The sequence below is a fragment of the Candidatus Eremiobacterota bacterium genome, assembly GCA_031082125.1.
Lineage (GTDB): Bacteria > Vulcanimicrobiota > CADAWZ01 > CADAWZ01 > Ess09-12 > Ess09-12.
Genome location: JAVHLM010000036.1, coordinates 1 through 19,741 on the forward strand (window position 1 = coordinate 1; position 19,741 = coordinate 19,741).

The window sequence follows — 19,741 nt, forward strand, 5'->3', positions numbered from 1 at the left end:
AAGTAGGCGCTTGGAGCAAAGCTGACAGATTGCATTTCATTGTGCAGGGGTCTCCTTATACCGGCGCACAAGGACTTGGGAAGGGAGCTGTCGAAGAAAGAGGAAATCCGCCATTGGAGGCCCCTATGCCTTACCCCAAAGACCTTCTCTCCGATGATGAGCGTGTAATTCTGGACCTCCGGCCTCACTGGATCTCGGTGATTCCCGCCCTTCTATGGGCAGCGGGGATTGCCGGCCTCGCTGCAGCTTCCCTGATGATGGGAGGGATTGCCATCCCGCCGCTTGCCATAGCCATTGTGGTGATAGCCCTCATTGCCATATTTCTGCTTGCAGGCATCCCGCTGCTGCGGTGGCACCATACGCAGTTCGTGCTCACCAGCGAGCGGCTCATCACAAGGGAAGGCGTGCTTGCCAGAAAAGCCCGGGAGATCCCTCTCAACCGCATCAATGACGTGACCTTCACGCAGTCATTCCTGGAGCGCCTTGTCGGCTCGGGAAACCTCACCATTGAGTCGGCAGGAGAGCAGGGTATAAACCGCCTTGTCTTTATCCGCCAGCCGGAGCAGGTGCAGCATGAGATTTACAAGGCTATGGAACACGTTGAAAAATCAGCCGGCACCGGGGAGGCTCCCGAGGATATCCCCACGCAGATAGAGAAGCTTGCGGCGCTGAGGGACAAAGGGATAGTGACCCCCGAGGAGTTTGAGAAGAAAAAGAAAGAGCTCCTCGAGAGAATGTGATCTCCTCCGCGCTGCGCGTAAAACAATGACGGCAACGGCCAATGACCCGAATTACATATCATGGAGAGATAAAAATGAAAGTGACACTGATGGAAAAGCTGATTGTGAGCTTTATTATCGTTGTCTCCATCACGAGCATAGTGACCATCTATATCGGAAGAAGACTGATAATAGAGAAATGGATAAAACAGATTCAGGATAACGTGATAACCGATCTCTATTTTGCGAGGGAAGTCTATAATAATGAGCTTCATTGCATAAACCTCACGGTGAGGCTTGCCGCTGACCAGAGCTTCCTGAAGAAAAGAAATAAAGGGAAACCTGGCGATTATGCCGCTTTGATAAACGGAATGAAGAGGATCATGAAAAGCGAGTCAATGGATGTATTGACGCTCACCGATGAGCGCGGAAGGGTAATCGCCCGCGGGAGAAATCCCGAGGTCACGGGCGATGATGAATCCGGCGATGAAATGGTGGAATACGTGTTATCAACCAGGAAATCCGTAGCCTCCACGGTGATTATCTCCAGAGATGAGCTTTTGAAAGAAGGCATAGATCTTGCACAGCGCGCCCACATAAAATATATTCCCACCATGAAGGCGAAAAAGACTGACAAGACCGAAGAAACCTCGGGAATGGTGCTCAAAGCGGCATCACCGGTATTTGACGACTCAGGAAAGCTCATCGGGGTCATTTACGGCGGCAATCTCCTCAACAGGAACTTTGATATCGTGGACAAGGTGAAAAACGTGGTGTACAAGGGAATGACGCACAAGGGAAAGGATATGGGCACGGTCACCATTTTTCAAAGGGACCTGAGGGTCTCCACAAACGTGAGAAATGAAGACGGGAGCAGGGCAATCGGAACCCGCGTCTCTGAAGAGGTCTATGACAAGGTGCTGGTGGAAGGGAAGCGGTGGACCGACAAGGCCTTTGTGGTGAACAACTGGTACATCACCGCCTACGAGCCGATAAAAGACACCATCACGGGAGAAATCATAGGGATTCTTTATGGCGGGGTCCTTGCAGATAAATTCGTGGAAGAAAGACAGAATACGGAGCTCATGTTCCTCGGCATCGCCCTCACCGGGGTGATCCTCGCCATTATCGCTTCCTATATGCTCTCGCGAAGCATATCAAGGCCCATCAAGAGCCTGCTGATTGCCGCGCGCAGCATGACCCGGGGAGAGCTTGGCATTCAGGTCATGCCGAGCGGGAGCAAGGAGACCCAGGCCCTTACAAAAGCCTTTAACCAGATGTCCCTTTCGCTCAAGGAGAGCCGCGATTCATTGAGAAGGAGCACGCAGGAGCAGCTCATCAGGTCAGAAAAGCTCGCCACAATCGGGCAGCTTGCGGCGGGAGTCGCCCACGAGATCAACAATCCTCTGGGAAGCGCCCTGCTTTACAGCGAGCTTATTCTTGACGAGCTGAAGGAAGAGCCTGTGAATGCAGAGAACGCCCTTGAGAACATGGAAAAGCTCACAAGAAATGTGAGCCGCTGCAAGGCCATAGTGAAAGGTCTGCTTGATTTCGCGAGGCAGACGGAGCCTGAGCTCGTGATGGCCGATATAAATGAAGTCCTTAATAAGACCTTTTCCCTTATAGAGCATCAGCCCATATTCCACGACGTGAAGGTGGTGAAAGAATTTAAAGCTTCGCTGCCCAAGATAGGAATTGACAGGAACCAGGTACAGCAGGTCTTCACAAATATCATTCTAAATGCAGCGGAAGCCATGGCAAAGGGAGGAATTCTGACAGTAAAGAGCAAATTATCCCAGGACGGGAATTCGCTTGAGGTGGAATTTACCGATACAGGATGCGGGATTCCGGAAGAAATCATAAAGAAGGTTTTTGATCCCTTTTTTACCACCAAGGAAACGGGCAAGGGAACAGGTCTCGGCCTTTCCATAAGTTACGGAATCATCCAGAAGCATAACGGTGATATCCAGGTAAAGAGCATCCCGGGGGAAGGCACGACCTTTACCGTGATACTGCCCATGGAGCAATGAAGCGGCGCCCCTCTTACCGGTGCACGAACCTCGCCCGGAAACGGCGGATTGGCTGCAGAACGCCATTAATACCAGTAATGAAAGGATGGGAGTTATGGAGGCAAAAAAAAACATTCTGATCATCGATGATGATCCCGATTATGTTGAGGCAATAAAGCTGATCCTGGAAGGCGACGGCTATCACGTGGATTTTTCCAATGACACGGAAAGCGGTTACAAGAAACTGATGGACAGCACCCCTCACCTGCTTGTGCTTGATATCATGATGGGAAAGGGGGCAGAGGGAATAATTTTTGCCCGCAAGATGAGAAAAGAGGAAAAGCTGAAGGAACTGCCCGTCCTTATGATTACAAGCATCCGGGAGCAGACCGGGTTCTTTTTCCCCGGGCAGGCAGCGCATCCCTTCTATCTGCCTGTCGATGAGCTTGTGGAAAAGCCGATTGATGCGAAGGTCCTGCTTCAAAAAGTGGAGACTTTGCTGGGCAAATAAGTGATAATAAGAGAATCTTCAAGAAACGGGATTAACAGCAGGATGGAAAGAAAATCCACCATTCTCATCATTGACGATGAAGAGGGAATCAGGGATTCATGTTCCCAGATCCTCGCAAAATGCGGGCATGAAGTGATTCAGTCGCCCGACGGCAGCGATGGAATCGAAAAGGTTACCCAGAAAAGGCCCGATCTCGTGCTCCTCGATCTCAAGATGCCCGGCATGAGCGGCATAGAGGTGCTTGAAAAGATCAAGCAGATAGAGCCTGATACCATTGTCATTGTGATAACGGGATTTGCCACCATAGAATCAGCGGTGGAAGCCATAAAAAAGGGAGCCTATGATTTTCTCCCCAAGCCATTCAAGGGAAACGAGCTCAAGGTAATTGTCGCCAGGGGGCTTGAAAAAAGATCTCTTTTAATAGAATCCGCCCAGCTCCGTGAAGAGAAGAAAAGGCTTGAGAAGAACTTCGCAAGCCTCGTGTCGCACCAGCTGCGGGCACCGCTGGTAAACATCCAGCAGTATTTCGAGGTCATCCTCCATGGAGCCGTGGGGGAAGTCAATGAAAAACAGGAGGGAATCCTCAGGAAGCAGCAGAGAAATGTAAAAAACCTTCTGGAATTGATTGATGAGTGGCTCGGCATGGCAAGCATAGACAATGAAGTGGTTCAGAAGAGGCTTGTATCTGTTGACCTGGGGGAAGTTTTTCAGAAAATCAGAGATACCCTTGACATGGTCGCCCGGAATGAGCAGGTCTCCCTGATAATCGATCAATCCGGAGACTATCCTCCGGTAAAAGGTGTTCCGCAATTAATCGAGGAAGCGCTGAAAAATCTTGTGCACAACGGAATCAAATACAACACACCGGGCGGGCAGGTGACACTCAAGGCCCAGGCGAAGGGGCGCCTTACCATGATTCAGGTCGCCGACAACGGCATAGGCATGGATGAAGAAAGCCTGCCTTTCATCTTTGACGAATTCTACCGGGTCAATAAAAGCGGGAATCAAAAAAAGACCGGCACCGGCCTCGGTCTTGCCATAGTAAAAAAGATTATCGCGGCTCACTCAGGCTCCATAAGCGTCGAGAGCGCACCGGGGAAAGGGACATCATTCACAATCCTTCTGCCGGCAGCCTGAAAGGAGTAACCGCACCCCGGGTTGAAGAGATTACAGCCCGATTCTGAACAGGGGGAGTTACCGCCATGAATGACACTGAGGTCAGCGGGAAAGCGAGGAAAGTAGCCCACGTCAACGAGGATATCTGCAGAGGATGCGGCACCTGCGTTGCCAACTGCCCCTCAGGGGCCGCCTCTCTCCATGAGCTGAAAACCGATGTGGGCCCCGTCATCATAGAAAAAGCCGGCGTATACGAGGAGTATGATGACATCTTTGACGCCGTCCATTCTAATGCCCTGAGTGCCGTGAAGGTGTTTCTCGACAGGGGTATCGATGCGAATATCCAGGACGAAACGGGGGCGACACCGCTTCACTGGGCCACGCACAACGACCTTCCGGAGATCGTGGAGCTTCTTGTGGACCACGGTGCTGCCATCAATGCCCATGACTGCGACGGGTGGACACCGCTCCACTGGACAAAATCCAAGAGGATATTCGATTACTTCATGAGCAAGGGCGCCGATCTCAATTCGAGAGACCAATGCGGCCAGACTCCTCTGCACCTCCTCGCAATGACAGAAAGGCCTGATGCAGTGGAATATCTCATCTCAAAGGGAGCCCAGGTCAATGCGAGAGAGGCTTTCGGAAAGACGCCGCTCCATTTCGCCGCCCTCAAAGGCAACACGAAAGTGGCGGATATGCTGCTTTCCAAAGGCGCAGAGGTCAACGCGAGAGATGAATCCGGGAAGACCCCCCTCCACTTCGCGGTGATAAAGGAGCACAAGGATGTGGCGAAACTGCTTCTTGACCGCGGCGCCGACAGGGCAATCACCGACAAGGATCGGAAGACAGCCATTGATTACGCCAGGGAAAAGGGCTTCAAGAGCCTCGTGGAGATGCTGGGAAAGAAGTAAATCTTCACGCAGGATCCACCTGGTGACTCGCCGCATAGTGAAAGAAGGAACATATTTCCCTTTCCCAGAAATTCAGTGTACCACCATGAAAAGACTTGTTACTCCCCAGGCGACAGACAGGGGGTTCGTTGCCAAGATAGAAAAAGAGAGTGGCCAGGCCCTATGCTCATGCAACCAGTGCGGGAAGTGTTCCGCAGGGTGCCCTATTGCTCCATTTTTTGACATCATGCCGCACCAGGTAATGCGATCCCTCCAGTGGGGCCTCAAGGATGAGCTTCTGTGCTCTTCCTTCATATGGCTCTGCGTGAACTGCATGGCCTGCCAGGAAAGGTGCCCCCGGAAGCTCAGCGTGTCGGAGGTGGCTGACGCCCTGAGGCGCGAGGCAATCGCGGAAAAGGTAAAGCCTGCCGAGCCTGACGTGGCCACCTTCCACAAAAATTTCCTGAACATCATAGCGATGAACGGGAGGCTCCATGAGGTGATGCTCACGGGCCTGCAGAACCTTCTCACCTTGAAGCCTTTCAAGGATGCCATGCTGGGTATGGGCCTTTTCTCAAAGGGGAGGCTGAGCCATCTGCCCCATCGCATAAAGGACGGTGCCTTTCTCAAGCGCATCGGCGGGAGGCTGAACCAGTGAAAAAGGTCGCCTATTTCCCCGGCTGCAGTCTTGCAGGGATGGATGCGGAATATGATCACGCGAGCCGCCTTGCCGCTCTGCTTCTCGGCATAGAGCTTGTAGAGGTGGAGGACTGGAGCTGCTGCGGCGCCACCTCGGCCCACAGCACCGACCATGAGCTCTCCGTGCTGATGCCGGCAAGAACACTGGGGATCGTTGAAAAGATGGGGCTTGACACCCTCACTGCTCCCTGCGCTTCCTGTTATTCGCGCTTCGTCACCACCGGCCATAAGCTGAAAGAGGACCGGGAGCTCGCGAGCCGCATCATGCCGGAGCTTGGAATCTCTTCGCCCGATGCGGTGAAAGTGAGGAGCCTCCTCCACATGATAGCCGACATGCCCCGGGATTTCATCAAGGAGAAGATAAAGCTTGAACTCCCGGGCCTCAGGCCCGCCTGCTATTACGGCTGCCTTCTCTCCAGGCCATCAGCCGTCGTGGGGGAGGCGCACCCCGAGAGCCCCGTGATGATGGACGACCTGATGGCCCTTACGGGCGCACGGCCGGTAAAATGGTATCACAAGACGGAGTGCTGCGGCGCCGCCTTGAGCATACCCCGCACCGACGTCGTCCTTGAGCTCACTTCAAGACTGATGAAGAGGGCCGGGGAAGCGGGGGCGAACTGCATCGTGACGGCCTGCCCGCTCTGCTTTACCAACCTTGATCTCCGCCAGTCCCAGGCAAGGGAGTATTCAAAAGAGACGGGGCCCCCTGTGCCTGTATTCTACTTTACCGAGCTGATGGCGCTCGCCATGGGCGCCCCCCGGGGAAAGCTCGGCTTTGGCAAGCACGCCGTGGACCCCGTTCCCCTTCTTGACGAGGCTTTGAAAGCCCAGGCCGTGGAAGGGGGGAAGTAAGGGTGCCGCGCATCGGAGTCTTCATCTGCCATTGCGGGATAAACATTGCAAAGACCGTTGATACCGGGAAAGTCGCCGATGCGGCCCGCAGGCTCCCCGGCGTGGTCTATGCCGAGGAATACAAGTACATGTGCTCAGATCCAGGGCAGAAGATTATCCTTGACGCCATAAAAGAGCGCGATCTTGACCGGATCGTCGTCGGCGCATGCTCACCGAGCCTCCATGAGCCGACTTTCCAGGTATGCGTGTCCAAGGCAGACCTGAATCCTTATTTCATGGAGATGGCGAATCTCAGGGAGCAGTGCTCGTGGGTCACGCTGGACAAGGAACAAGCCACGGAAAAAGCCATAGAGGCCGTGAGGGTGGCAGTGGCAAAAGCATCCCGGGGCAGGCCCCTCTTCTCGACAAGCCTGCCGGTGACAAGGCGCGCCCTCGTGATAGGCGGAGGCGTATCGGGAATACAGGCGGCGCTCGACATTGCCGATGCCGGCTATCCCGTGGTCCTGGTCGAGAGAGAGCCTTCCATCGGCGGCCGGATGGCCCAGCTTGACAAGACTTTCCCAACGCTCGACTGCTCGGCCTGTATCCTCACCCCGAAGATGGTGGAGGCTGCCCGCCACCCGAACATCACCATGCACACTTACTCCGATGTCGAGTCGATAGCAGGGTTTGTGGGCAACTTCGAGGTTACCGTAAGAAAAAAAGCACGGTCCATTGATATGAGCGCCTGCACCGGCTGCGGCCTGTGTTACGAGATGTGCCCCGTCAAGGTGGCTAATAAATTCGAGGAAGGCATGGGTCACAGGCCGGCAGTATACATTCCCTTCCCGCAGGCCGTCCCCAACAAGCCCGTCATTGACCGGGAGGCCTGCACTTACTTCAGGAAGGGCAAGTGCGGCCTCTGCAAGAAGGTCTGCCCCGCCGGCGCCGTTGATTACGAGCAGCAGGACGAGACCGTCACCGAGAAGGTGGGAGCCATTGTCGTTGCCACCGGGTTCGATCTCTTTGATGTGGCGAAATACGAGGAGTTCGCAGGGGGCTCTCACAAGGACATGATCACCTCGATCCAGATGGAGCGCCTTGTAAACGCGTCGGGCCCCACGGGAGGGAAGGTGGTAAGACCTTCAGACGGCAGGGAGCCGGAGACAGTGGTTTTCATCCAGTGCGTGGGCTCCCGCGACGACAAGGTGAACAGGCCTTACTGCTCCAGGATATGCTGCATGTACACGGCGAAGCAGGCAATCCTCATGAGGGAGAAATACCCGAAGGCCCGCATCTTCGTGTTTTACATGGACGTGAGGACTGCGGGAAAATCCTACGAGGAGTTTTACCGGCGCGCCGTGGAAAATTACGGCACCGAGTATATAAGGGGCAGGGTCTCAAAAATTTACCCCAGGGAAGGCAGGCTTGTCGTCGATGGCTCAGACACCATACTGGGCAGGCAGGTTGAGATTGAGGCCGATCTCGTCGTGCTGGCCGCAGGAGCCGAGGCGCGGTCCGATGCCAAGGACCTCGCAAGAAAGCTCGGCATCCAGACCGATCCGTTCAATTTCTTCAACGAGGCCCATGCCAAGCTCCGGCCCGTCGAGACAATGACCAAGGGGATCTTTCTTGCAGGGGCCTGCCAGTTTCCCAGGGACATCCCCGACTGCGTGGCATCGGCGAGCGGCGCCGCGGCAAAGGCCATAGGCATACTGAGCAAGCCTGTCCTCTCGAGCCTCCCCACCGTCGCGAGGGTGAACGAAGCCCTCTGCTCCGGATGCGAGGCCTGCAGGACCGTCTGCCCGTACCAGGCGGTCACCATGGAGGAAGTGAAGGACCGGTCGGGTGCTGTCCGCCAAGTGGCAAGAGTGAACGCCGCCGTGTGCCAGGGCTGCGGCACCTGCGCCGCGGCATGCAACGCAGGCGTCATAGACCTGCAGGGCTACAGCAATGAACAGATTACCTCCCAGATTGACGCGGCTTTGGTGTGAGGGAAACTATGAGTGACAAGGTGGAAACAGTGAAAACGGAAGAAAGCGCGTGGGAGCCGAAGATAGTAGGCTTTCTCTGCCAGTGGTGCAGCTATGCCGGCGCCGACCTTGCCGGCTCGTCAAGGTTCACCTACCCGCCCAATGTCCGCGTCATCCGCGTTCCCTGCTCGGGAAGGGTCAACCCCCTTTACATATTGAGAGCTTTCAAGAAAGGGGCAGACGGGGTGCTTGTCGCGGGATGCCATCCCGGCGACTGCCATTACAACGAGGGCAACTACTACGCGAGGCGGAGGCTCACCATGCTGGGAAAGATTCTGGGGCACATCGGCATAGAGCCGGAGCGCTTCCGCCTCGAATGGGTCTCCGCCTCGGAGGGCGGAAGGTTTGCCGACGTGATAAAAGCAGTGGCCGGGCAGGTAAAAAAGCTCGGGCCTCTTGAATTGAGGAAAAGAAAAAATGGATAAGTCCGCGAAGCTGCAGGAGACGGCAAGGAGGCTCCTGACGGAGGGGAAAGTCAGGAGTGTGGTTGCCTGCCGGAAAGGGAGGCTCCCCTTCTACCTTCAGCCTGCCGTCATCACCGACCCTTCCAAGGCCGGCAAGGCGGTCTTCACGCCCCTGGCAGGCCAGAATCTTGTAAAGATCGCGGAAAAAGCGGAGAAGCCCGCAGCCGTTGCAGTCAAGGGATGCGATGTGGGCTCGCTTGTGGACCTCTTCCAGGAGCACCAGATAAAGCGGTCTGATATCTTCATCATAGGGATGGCATGCCCCGGGGTACTGAAAGAGGATGCCCTTGAAAAAGACGGGCGCTTCAAGATCTCCGCCGTCACCGACGTGAGGGAAGAAAAGGGCAGGATCATGGCGGTAACTTCATCGGGCGCCTTCGAGATGCCTGCCTCCTTGCTGATGGAGAAATGCCTCACGTGCAAGGTCCATACCCCCGCCATGTATGATGAGCTCATAGGAGACGATCAGGCTCCGGCCGGCGGGGCTCCCGGGCAGGTGAAAAGCAGTGACCTTCACAGCATGACGCCCGGGGAGCGCCGTGATTTCTGGCTCAGGATGTTCTCCCGCTGCATCCGCTGCAATGCCTGCAGGCAGGCCTGCCCTCTCTGCTATTGCAACGAGTGCGTGATGGACGAGAGCATGCCTCGCTGGGTCACCGCGGAGAATAACGCCGTGGAGAACCTCTTTCACCAGATGATACGGGCCTTGCATTCCGCGGGGCGCTGCACGGGCTGCAGGGAGTGCGAGAGGGTCTGCCCGGTGGGGATCCCGCTGTCGCTTCTTTATGACAGGATTGCCGATGAGGCGAAAGAGCTCTTCGGCCACGAGGCGGGCATTGATCCCGAATCCCGCCCGGCATTGCTTGCTTACCTGATGAATGATCCCGGGAGAGAAAGCTGCCTTGGAGGCAAGGAGTGATGAGCACCAGATTTTTACCTGCAGGCGCGCTTGGGGACTTACTTAATAGCATGTCCTCTCATGGAACCCTTATTGCACCGGTCAAGGATGAGGATGGCTATGTGTCCTTCAAGTGTGACCCCGATCCCGGCAGGATTACCCTTGATTTTCTGAACACGGCAAGCCCCCTCCGGCAGTTCTTCATGCCCCCCGGCGAGACCCTTTTCAGCTTCAGCGGCGATCAGAAGGGGTTCACGGTACAGCAGGAAAAGCCTGAAAAGCCCATGATGATCTTCGGGGCGAGGCTCTGCGATGCGGCAGGGCTCCTGGCGCTCGACAGCGCCTTTGGGGGTGAATACAAGGATCCCTCCTACATGGAGAGAAGAAAAAATTCCCTCATCGCTGCCGTTTTCTGCAATGAGCCTCATCCCACCTGCTTCTGTGAATGCGTCCAGGGTCTCCTTTCGAAGCCCAGGGGGATCGATCTGCTGGTCTATCCTTTAAAGGAAGGCTTTCTGATCGAAGATTTCACCGACAAGGCGGCAGATCTGCTCAAGAAGTGCGAAGCCCTCCTCAAAGAGCCTTCAGCTTCGCAGGTCAGGGAAAAAGAGGAGATCCTCAAGGCCTCGGTGGACGCCCAGGCCTGTGAGCTTGATTTTTCCGCCCTGGCTTCAAAGCTCTCGGCTTCCCAGGAAGCCCGGGAGTTCTGGGATGAAGCATCCGAAGGCTGTCTCTCCTGCGGAGTGTGCTCTTTTGTATGCCCTGCGTGCCAGTGCTTCTCCGTCCAGGACGTCGCTGAAGGCAAGGAGGGCAAAAGAGTCCGCTGCTGGGCGACCTGCCAGGACTGCGGCTTTGCAAGGATGGCAGGCGGCATCGACCCCAGGCCGGCGAAAGGGGAAAGGACATGGCACCGCTTTGAGCATAAATTCGCCGCGGCACCTTCACGGAATAATATGATATTCTGCACGGGCTGCGGCAGATGCATCCGCTTCTGCCCTTCACACCACGACATCATAGAGACCATGACAGACTTCCTGCGCGGCCGCGACGAGGTGAAAGCCTGATGAAGACCCCTGAGAATCCCTATATACCTTTTTCCGCCGAGATAACGGAGGTTACGCCGGAAACGCCGGATATCAAGACCTTCAGGCTCAAGCTCCCCGAAGAAGGGTGGAGCCACCTGCCCGGGCAGTTCCTGGAGCTCTCGGTCCTTGGCGTGGGGGAATGCCCCATCTCCATATCGTCAGCTCCCCTGCACCTGCCGGCCCTCGATCTCTCGATTAAGAAGATCGGCCTCGTGACCGAAGCCGTTCATGACCTGCGCAAGGGAGATGCCGTAGGCATAAGGGGCCCTTACGGCAGGAGCTTTCCCATGAGAGAGTGGGAAGGCCGCAGCCTTCTCATAATAGGGGGCGGCATCGGCATCGCGCCCCTGCGCCCCATTATTCAGCAGGCCCTTTCTCAGCGAGATCTTTACAGGGACATAAGCATCATATACGGGGCGCGCTCCCCCCAGGACTGTGTTTACAAGGATCAGCTCAAAGAGTGGGAGGGTGCTGAGGGCGCGAAAGCATGGGTGACCGTTGACCGGGGTGATGAGACGTGGAGCGGCCACGTGGGCTTCGTGCCCTCCTATCTCGAGGAGCTGGCACCGCCGCCCGCTGACACCGTCGCCATCACGTGCGGCCCCCCCATAATGATAATGTTTGTCCTGAAAGCCCTCGAAAAGCTGGGATTCACTCCCCCGCAGATATACACCACCCTGGAGATGAAGATGCAGTGCGGCGTGGGGATATGCGGCAGGTGCGGCCTGGGAGATCGTTATATCTGCATTGACGGGCCCGTCTTCTGCTACGAGGAGATCCTGAAGCTCTCCCCCGATCTCTCGGCGCTGAAATAAGAATAAGCTTAAGAATTTTCCCGCGTCATCCCCTCCAGGATCTGCATCACTTTCTCCGCAGCCACCTTCACCGCTTCCTGTATTTGAGGGGAGAGGCCCGCGCCTACTTCCTCGAGCTTCCCCGAGACCTGGGCCGCGATGATCGTCACCTTCACGCCGCAGAGCTCCTTGAGCTCCTTGAGGAGGTTGGTCGTGGGGAACTGGTGAAAAGAGTAATCGGCAATTTTCTGCTCGGGAATCTCATCGGCATAAATCTCGAAGACTTCTCCGGGGCTCCTGAGGGGCTTATCGACGGCATCAAGCACGATGATGTGCTCCGGTCTTTTGTCCAGCACCGTGATATTGAAGAGGAGCTCTCTTACGCGCGTTCCCACGTCCTCGGCGTGAGCGAAATCAGGCAGCGTGTACTGCGTGGCGAGCAGGTCCGCCACGGCGGGGCCGAAGCCGTCATCGCCCATAAGGGTGTTCCCGCATCCGAATATGAGCACTTTTTTTTCCTGCAGCTCCTTGTACATCAATCAGCTCTCCTTTTCTCCGGCGCAGGCTTTCTCGCAAGAAGGGCTTACAGGGCACCTGCCCTGTAAGCCTCCTTGTGAGCTGTGCCTATCCCGTCACCTTAAAAGTTGCGCAGTGTGTCAATTTCCTTTCCCGCGGCATCCATTACGGTGACTTCCAGGTTGAGACCGCCATCCAGGCGGTGCGTCGCGCAGCTTAGTCAAGGGTCGTACGCTCGAACAGCCATCTCAATCCTGTTGAGCACCCCCTGATCATATTTACCGTTCTGAATCACTGCCTTCGCCGCCTGTTTGACAGACATGTTGATAGGCGCTGAGTTGTGTGTGGTTCCTACAATCATGTTCACCTTGGTGATTAATCCCTGGGCATCGCCGGTGTAATCGTGTATAAGAGTTCCCCGCGGTGCCTCCACGCACCCGACACCATGTCCGGCCTTGATTTCCACCTTGGCTCGCAGGTCGCGTCCGGTGATCTCTGGATCCTCGAGAAGCTCGATGGCTCTCTCGCAGCAGTTGACGAGCTCGATGAGACGCGCCCAGTGATAGAGAAGGGTAAGCTGGGCAGGCCGTCCGAACTGGGATCGGAAGTGCTCAAGCTCTTTCTGGGCTTCCGGTGTGCTCATCCTCTCGCAGACGTTGATACGGGCAAGTGAATTTGAGCGGTAGATGCCCTTGGGGCTCTCAAGGTCCATCGAGAACTCCCCGTTGGACCACTTCTTGGCAAAGGGCATCTTCACGTAGGTCCAGGGGAAAATCATTTCCCCAAGGTGATCGGTGTATTCGTCATAGGAGAAGTCATCGTAGGTGCCATCTGGCTTCATGAGACGGAGCTTGCCATCATAGATCTCATGGGTTCCGTCAGCGGTCACCGTGCCTATGAAGCCTGAGTTGAACACGCCAAGCACCTTCACCGTGTCAAGATACTTGGGGAACACTTCCTCCTTGGCGAATTTTATGGTGAATTTGGCGAATTCAAGCTGTGCTTTGGTTCTCTCAAGGAAGTTTTTCCTTTCTTCCTCGAGAAGGGGCCTGCTGAACCCGCCGGGGACGGCCGGTATGGGATGGATTGTCTTGCCAAGCCATTCTTCAAGCACCATTGCGCCGTCCTGCCTCATATGCACCACTTTTTTGGCCAGGTCGGGGTTGGCCAGGGCGATGCCTACGACGTTCCGTGTGGCAGGGTCGCAGTCGGGTCCCAGGACAAAATCAGGCGCGGCAAGGAAATAGAAGTGGAGCAGCTTGTCGGGGATCCATGAAAGCATCTGGACAAGCCGGCGCAGTTTTACCGCCGTGGGGGGCGGCGTGACGCCGAACACCCCGTCGGTGGCCTTGACTGAAGCGAGGTGGTGGTTCCAGGGGCAGATACCGCAGATGCGGTTGACGATGCGCGGCATTTCCTCTACAGGCCTGCCTTCGCAGAATTTCTCAAATCCTCTCAGGGCAAAGACATGGAACCTGGCATCGTCAACGTTTCCCGCATCATCGAGCTGGAGGACCACCCGGCCATGGCCTTCAATCCGGGTAATTGGCTGAATCGTAAGGGTCTTTGACATTACCTGATAAACCTCCATCAGAATAAAATTGCATGATGCTAAACGTTGGCCTTTGTCGGCAGGGGACGCAGGTTGCCATGGGAGCCGACAAAGCGGTTGAGGATTGCCCTTCTGTCTACCACGCTCTGAGCATTCAAGCCTACCGATGCCAGCGAGCCCATCATATCCACCATGGGCTTGGCGCCCTTGCGGATAGGACCGAAGCAGCCGCGGCAGGGCATTCTCGCCTGTATACAACGGGGTGCGCCGGACTTGCCGGCACAGCCAGCCCGTGTGACGGTGCCCATGCACAGCCAGCCCTGCTCCATGATGCAGCGCATTTTTTCAATCGGCTCATCGGGGTTGTACTCCACGCTCTCCAGCGATCTCTTCACTGAGCCTCCTCCGCCTTTCTTCTCGCGGATTACCTTGCAGGTATCGCATACGCTTCTTTCTTCGAGCTTCCAGTCAGTTTTACCGGCAAGCAGGGCAAGAATGGCTTCAGCGATAAGATCGGGGTGAGGAGGGCAGCCTGGCAGGAATATATCCACTTTTACCACTTCGTCCAGGGCCTTCACATTGTCCGTGTAAGCCGGTATCACTTCTGCGGGCGGAGCGGCAGGCGCATGGGTGGGGCAGTCACCATATACCTTGGCGAGAATATCTTCATTCTTCCACATGTTTGCCTGGGCGGGGATCCCGCCATCGGTGGCACATGTGCCCAGTGCTATCAGAATATCCACCTTCTTGCGCATCTCCTCGGCAATTTCCTTGTGCTCGTGGTTCCTTATGCCGCCTGAGATTATTCCCACTGTCGCCTTGGGAAGCTCAAGTGTTGTTGATTCTCCCGTGGCGCCGAAGTACTTGCTGTCCACCAGGGCGGGGATATGCACAAGCTCAATCTGTGAAGGGATGAGATCCAGAATCGCGTCGCCGATGTTGAGAAGGGATATCTCGCAGCCGGAGCAGGAATTAAGCCACTCTGACGATACTTTTACAGCCATGTATTCACCTCCTTTCCTTGATATTATTATGGTAAAGGGCTTAAGTGAGGCACTCTACTGTCACCAGCAGGCGCAAATCGGTAAAAATGCCTCTGGCTCTCTCCACTCACTTCCCTTGGACCCTTGGGAAAAATCCTGAAAACCCTGTTATTCCCGGAGAGCGGCGGCGGTGCTCATCTTACTCCGTCTTTACTTCGGTCACCACTTTCCTGGTGTAGATAAGAAATTTCCCGCCCCCGTCAGGAAGCACCCTTGTCTCGAAACTGTCTTTCTCGTAAGTGTCCCTCTGGCTGTGGGCATCCTGCTCAGTCTCATAGGTCCTGCCGTCCCACATGAACTTCTTGTCGTCTATTACCTGTGCTCTTTCCGGCACGCTCTCACCTCCCTGTCATGCCGCTTTCCTTCATCACCTTATCCAGTGGCGTACGGGCTGGGACCCAGTTGTCTGACCGTCTCCACCATCTCCTTCGTCACCTCGGCGAATTTCACACCCTCTGAGGCCGAAATCCATTCGATCCTGAAGCGCTCGCGCTCCAGCCCGAAATCATCAAGCATGAGCTCGATGGCCTCGGCTCTTGACTTTGCTTTTTCATTACCATCCTGGTAATGGCATTCGCCGATATGTCAGCCACAGACGAGGACGCCATCGACGCCCTTGGTGAAGGCGTCAATCACAAGGTTCGGGTGGACCATACCGGAGCACATGACCCTGAGGATCCTTATGTTCGGTGGATATTGAAACCGTGACACCCCTGCGAGATCAGCCCCCGCGTAGGAGCACCAGTTGCAGCAGAATGTCAGGATCTTCGGCTCAAATCCATTGTCCGTCATCTTTTTCACCCCCTTCTGTTTAAGTTGTCTTTATGCAGATTTTCTGTGAATATGACTGCAGGTCCTGCTAGCAGCATGGCTCTAGGGCCGCGTCTATCATTGCGGTCAGCTGCTGCAGCTTGAAGTTCTTTATATAGACGCCCTGCTTGGGGCAGGTGGCCATGCACACGCCGCAGCCCTTGCACAGGGAAAGGTTTACCTCGACAGTCTTCTTCACGGAGCCATCATAGGCGTAGTCAAGCAGCGTGATGGCTTTGAAAGGGCATGGATCGACACAATAGGCGCAGCCGTCGCAGTTTTCATCAACGATATGAGAGAGCGCGGCGTTAAGCTCCACTTCATCTTTGGAGATAAGTGTCGTAGCGCGGGCTGCAGCGCCCTGGGCCTGCGAGATGCTCTCTCCTGCCGTCTTGGGAGTGTGGGCTATGCCGCAGAGAAAGATGCCTTCCGTGGCAAAGTCCACGGGCCGCAGCTTCATGTGGGCCTCAAGGAAAAAGTTGTTCTGGTCCGTCGAGACTTTCAGCATCTGGCTGATTTCCTTGTTGTCCTCGTTGGGCACTATGGCCGGCGCGAGGGAGAGTATGTCGGGGTGGATAACCAGGTCAGCGTCCAGGATGGGATCCTTCACCTTCACGGTGAGCCTGTCTCCTTCCTTTGACACGACGGGCTTTTCATTCTCATCGTACCGGACAAAGATTACGCCCATCTCCCGTGCCCTGCTGTAGTATTTTTCAAGAAGGCCATAGGTGCGAATGTCTCTATAGAGGATATAGACCTGGGTGTCCTTTTTCTTCTCCCTGAGGAGAACGGCGAGCTTTACGGCCTCGCCGCAGCATACCCTGCTGCAGTATGGCCTTGCCTCCTCCCTGGACCCGACGCACTGGATCATCACCACGGTCTTTACATTCTGGAGCTCCCCCTTCATTATCTTCTCCTCGAGATCCTGGTGGGTGATGACACGGGGATCCTGGCCGTAAAGGTATTCCGTGGGCTTGTATTCCTTCGCGCCTGTTGCTACTATTATAGCGCCATGCTGTATATCCGTCGTCTTGTCACCCTGGGTGACGGTGGATTTGAAATTCCCAAAGGTGCCTTCCAGTGCCGTAAGCTTTGCCTCAACGTAGAGATGGATATTCGGGTTCTTCCTTACCCTCTCTATGGTGTCGCTCAGTTTTTTCTGCGGATCTTCGCCGCTGAGGGTGAATCGGATCTTCCTGAAGTTGCCTCCGAGCTCTTTGTCCTTTTCCACGAGATGGACCTCGAAGCCCTGTTCCGCAAGCTCGGCGGCGGCAGTCATCCCCGCAAGGCCTCCCCCGATGACAAGCGTTGCCTTGTTTATCTTGAGGGTCTTGCCGTAAAGAGGCTCAAGAAGGCGGGATTTCGCCACTGCCATCCTCACGAGATCCTTCGCTTTCATCGTGCCTGCCCGGGGGTTGGTCATGTGGACCCAGGAGCACTGGTCCCTGATGTTGGCCATCTCGAAGAGATAGGGATTCAGCCCGGCCTCGCGGACGGAGCTCCGGAAAAGAGGCTCATGGGTCCTCGGCGTGCACGAGGCGACAACGACCCTGTTCAGATTGTGTTCCTTGATGATGTCCTTGATGACATTCTGGCTGTCCTCAGAGCACGCATAGAGCATGTTCGTGGAAAAGACCACGTCGGGAAGATTCTTTGAGTATTCCACCACATCGGGGACGCTGAGGTACCCTGCGATGTTGGTGCCGCAGTGGCAGATGAAGACGCCGATCCTTGGCTCCTGGCCGGCCACGTCAATCTCGGGGGAGAGCTCCTTTTTACCGACAAGGGTGCCCCTTTCTTCGGCGATGAGCTTTCCCGCGAGAGAGGCCGCGCCTGACGCCTGCATAACCGTCTCCGGTATGTCCTTGGGGCCCTGAATCGAGCCTGCGATATATACTCCCGGCCGGGAGGTCTCGAGGGGCTCGAGCTCCATGCTTTTGCAGAAGCCGTATTCATCCATTTCAATCCCCAGGCGGGCGGCGGCATCCTTCATGGACTGCGGAGAGCACAGTCCCACGGAAAGCACCACGATGTCAAACTCTTCCTCAGAGAGCTTTCCTTCTTCATTCTCATACTTCAGGAGCAGGTTTCCCGTGCCGGGTATTTCGCTCACTTCCGAGACCCGGGCCCTCTCAAACTTCACGTTGTTTTCTTTTTTCGCCTTCTCGTAGTATGCGTCAAAACCCTTGCCGAAGGTTCTCATGTCCATGTAGAAAATCTTGGTTTCCAGCTCCTCCTTGGAGTGCTCCTTCGCGATTATGGCTTCCTTGACGGCATAGGTGCAGCACACCGAGGAGCAGTATTCCTTGGCATAAGATGGGTCGCGGGAGCCCACGCACTGGATGAAGGCCATCCTTTTGGGCGCTTTCCCGTCAGAGATCCTCTGAAGGTGCCCTTGGAAGGGCCCTGATGCGGAAAGGATCCTTTCCAGCTCCAGTGAGGTGACCACGTTCTTGTATCTGCCGTAGCCGTATTCCCCCTTGAGGCTCGCCTCAAACTTATCGTGGCCGGGAGCCAGGATGATCGTTCCCACCTCGAGGTCAATGAGCTGCTCCTTTTGATCGTAGTTGATGGCCTTCGCCTCGCAGACCTCGGCGCAGACGCCGCATTTTCCTTCAAGCATGTGCACGCAGTACCGGGGATCAATCGTGGCTTTTCTTGGCACGGCCTGGGGATAGAGAATATAGATGGGGGGGCGGGACCTCAGCTTCTCGTCAAACTCGGCCTCGATGGGAAGGGGCTCGCACTTCGTAATGGCCGAGAGCTTTATCTTGCCCGTGGGGCATATCTGGGCGCAGGCGCCGCAGACCTGGCAGACGTCGGTGAGGTGGCCGAAGGGCGTTCCCACTTCCCTCTTGTAGCCGCGGTGGATAAAGCCTATCCCCGAAGGCCCCATCCGCTCTGCGCACATTCTTACGCAGAGGCCGCAGAGTGTGCAGTCTGATGCCATGCTCTTTATTCTCGTCTCGGTGACGCCGAGCTTCTTCGCCATATCCCTGACCTCCTGGGAATCGGGGCACCGGGCGAGGAGGAGCTCTGCGAGGACCTTGCGAAGCTTGAGGATCCTGGGGGATGCCGTTTCCACCGAGAGGCCCTCTTCGGCAGGATAGGTGCAGGAGGCCTCAACGGCCGTCCAGGTCTTCCCTTTCAGCTCCACGATACAGAGCCTGCAGGCGCCGTAAGGCTCCAGGGCTTTATGGTAACACATGGTCGGTATCTCTATACCCAGCTTGGCTGCAGCTTTCAGGATAGTGGCGCCCTTTTCCACCTGGACTGGCTTGCCGTCAATGGTGAGGTTAATCATCTTCTTGCTCCCCTTTCATTTCCGATGTATCGAGACGATAATGCTCGTCCCCGCTCTTGTGCTCATAGACAAAATCCGTGTCAGGGTTTGACTGGATCATTATTCTCAATATTTCCGCGATGTCTCCCAGGGGCTGCCTGTCAATATGGGAATAACCGAAGGTGGCCTTCACCCTCGTGCCTTTCCCTTCCTCAGAGACTATCTCCATTGTTCCTCCGCAGGCCTGTGCCGCCTGCTTCAGGAGAGGGAGCCCAAGGCCTACCCGCCTGGTGGTCCTTGTGGTAAAAAAGGGATTCTGCACTCTCTTCACGTCCTCTTCTTTCAGGCCTCTCCCGTTATCCTCAATCTCTACGGTGAGCAGGTCCTTCTCAGCATCCTCAGTCACCTTTATAGAGACTCTCTTTGCCGAGGCATTGATGGAGTTTTCAACAATATCCAGGATATGGGCCGACAGGTCCTCCATT

Annotated in this window: 19 protein-coding genes; 12 read left to right on the plus strand and 7 right to left on the minus strand. The window is 55.7% G+C overall.

Going from position 1 to position 19,741, the window contains the following annotated elements:
* Window positions 1-125 precede the first annotated feature (125 nt).
* The 12 genes from RDV48_27095 (at window position 126) to RDV48_27150 (ending at window position 12,073) form a co-directional block, all read left to right on the plus strand.
* Entirely contained in the window at window positions 126-740 is a 615-nt protein-coding gene (locus RDV48_27095) for a PH domain-containing protein (protein ID MDQ7826499.1), read from the plus strand.
* A 74-nt stretch (window positions 741-814) separates the two neighbouring features.
* The gene (locus tag RDV48_27100) at window positions 815-2,749 is read left to right on the plus strand and encodes a cache domain-containing protein (protein ID MDQ7826500.1); all 1,935 of its coding nucleotides are present in this window, start codon (window positions 815-817) and stop codon (window positions 2,747-2,749) included.
* A 94-nt stretch (window positions 2,750-2,843) separates the two neighbouring features.
* The gene (locus tag RDV48_27105; GenBank protein MDQ7826501.1) at window positions 2,844-3,239 is read left to right on the plus strand and encodes a response regulator; all 396 of its coding nucleotides are present in this window, start codon (window positions 2,844-2,846) and stop codon (window positions 3,237-3,239) included.
* 42 nt (window positions 3,240-3,281) lie between these two features.
* Complete coding sequence (locus tag RDV48_27110; GenBank protein ID MDQ7826502.1) at window positions 3,282-4,376, plus strand: response regulator; 1,095 nt, start codon at window positions 3,282-3,284, stop codon at window positions 4,374-4,376.
* A gap of 65 nt (window positions 4,377-4,441) precedes the next feature.
* Window positions 4,442-5,269, plus strand: a complete 828-nt coding sequence (locus tag RDV48_27115; GenBank protein MDQ7826503.1) for an ankyrin repeat domain-containing protein — start codon at window positions 4,442-4,444, stop codon at window positions 5,267-5,269.
* A gap of 85 nt (window positions 5,270-5,354) precedes the next feature.
* Window positions 5,355-5,906, plus strand: coding sequence for a 4Fe-4S dicluster domain-containing protein (locus tag RDV48_27120; protein ID MDQ7826504.1), 552 nt, complete (start codon window positions 5,355-5,357; stop codon window positions 5,904-5,906).
* Window positions 5,903-6,799, plus strand: coding sequence for a CoB--CoM heterodisulfide reductase iron-sulfur subunit B family protein (locus RDV48_27125; GenBank protein MDQ7826505.1), 897 nt, complete (start codon window positions 5,903-5,905; stop codon window positions 6,797-6,799). Before RDV48_27120 ends, RDV48_27125 begins: the two co-directional genes overlap by 4 nt.
* Before the next feature lie 2 nt (window positions 6,800-6,801).
* Window positions 6,802-8,772: a CoB--CoM heterodisulfide reductase iron-sulfur subunit A family protein gene (locus tag RDV48_27130; GenBank protein MDQ7826506.1), complete on the plus strand. Its 1,971-nt coding sequence runs from the start codon at window positions 6,802-6,804 to the stop codon at window positions 8,770-8,772.
* A gap of 29 nt (window positions 8,773-8,801) precedes the next feature.
* On the plus strand, window positions 8,802-9,236 hold the full coding sequence (locus RDV48_27135; protein ID MDQ7826507.1) for a hydrogenase iron-sulfur subunit: 435 nt from the start codon (window positions 8,802-8,804) through the stop codon (window positions 9,234-9,236).
* The gene (locus RDV48_27140) at window positions 9,229-10,194 is read left to right on the plus strand and encodes a 4Fe-4S dicluster domain-containing protein (GenBank protein MDQ7826508.1); all 966 of its coding nucleotides are present in this window, start codon (window positions 9,229-9,231) and stop codon (window positions 10,192-10,194) included. Before RDV48_27135 ends, RDV48_27140 begins: the two co-directional genes overlap by 8 nt.
* Before the next feature lie 50 nt (window positions 10,195-10,244).
* Window positions 10,245-11,237 (plus strand): 4Fe-4S dicluster domain-containing protein, encoded by a 993-nt coding sequence (locus tag RDV48_27145; GenBank protein ID MDQ7826509.1) that lies wholly within the window; start codon window positions 10,245-10,247, stop codon window positions 11,235-11,237.
* Window positions 11,237-12,073 (plus strand): FAD/NAD(P)-binding protein, encoded by an 837-nt coding sequence (locus tag RDV48_27150; GenBank protein MDQ7826510.1) that lies wholly within the window; start codon window positions 11,237-11,239, stop codon window positions 12,071-12,073. The genes RDV48_27145 and RDV48_27150 overlap by 1 nt, the downstream gene beginning before the upstream one ends.
* An 8-nt stretch (window positions 12,074-12,081) precedes the next feature.
* Here RDV48_27150 and RDV48_27155 read toward each other — a convergent pair whose 3' ends face one another.
* The 7 genes from RDV48_27155 to RDV48_27185 all read right to left on the minus strand — a co-directional run bounded on the left by RDV48_27155 (window position 12,082) and on the right by RDV48_27185 (window position 19,740).
* On the minus strand, window positions 12,082-12,588 hold the full coding sequence (locus tag RDV48_27155) for a hydrogenase maturation protease (GenBank protein ID MDQ7826511.1): 507 nt from the start codon (window positions 12,586-12,588) through the stop codon (window positions 12,082-12,084).
* Between the two features lie 200 nt (window positions 12,589-12,788).
* Window positions 12,789-14,141: a Ni/Fe hydrogenase subunit alpha gene (locus tag RDV48_27160; GenBank protein MDQ7826512.1), complete on the minus strand. Its 1,353-nt coding sequence runs from the start codon at window positions 14,139-14,141 to the stop codon at window positions 12,789-12,791.
* A 38-nt stretch (window positions 14,142-14,179) separates the two neighbouring features.
* Window positions 14,180-15,124, minus strand: a complete 945-nt coding sequence (locus RDV48_27165; protein MDQ7826513.1) for a methyl viologen-reducing hydrogenase — start codon at window positions 15,122-15,124, stop codon at window positions 14,180-14,182.
* Between the two features lie 178 nt (window positions 15,125-15,302).
* Window positions 15,303-15,497 (minus strand): hypothetical protein, encoded by a 195-nt coding sequence (locus RDV48_27170; GenBank protein ID MDQ7826514.1) that lies wholly within the window; start codon window positions 15,495-15,497, stop codon window positions 15,303-15,305.
* Window positions 15,498-15,535: 38 nt separating this feature from the next.
* Window positions 15,536-15,955: a hydrogenase iron-sulfur subunit gene (locus RDV48_27175; protein ID MDQ7826515.1), complete on the minus strand. Its 420-nt coding sequence runs from the start codon at window positions 15,953-15,955 to the stop codon at window positions 15,536-15,538.
* A 67-nt stretch (window positions 15,956-16,022) separates the two neighbouring features.
* Complete coding sequence (locus RDV48_27180) at window positions 16,023-19,277, minus strand: FAD-dependent oxidoreductase (GenBank protein MDQ7826516.1); 3,255 nt, start codon at window positions 19,275-19,277, stop codon at window positions 16,023-16,025.
* Window positions 19,270-19,740 carry an ATP-binding protein gene (locus RDV48_27185; protein ID MDQ7826517.1) on the minus strand — a complete coding sequence of 157 codons (471 nt, stop codon included), beginning with the start codon at window positions 19,738-19,740 and terminating at the stop codon, window positions 19,270-19,272. Before RDV48_27185 ends, RDV48_27180 begins: the two co-directional genes overlap by 8 nt.
* Between the last annotated feature and the right edge of the window lies 1 nt (window position 19,741).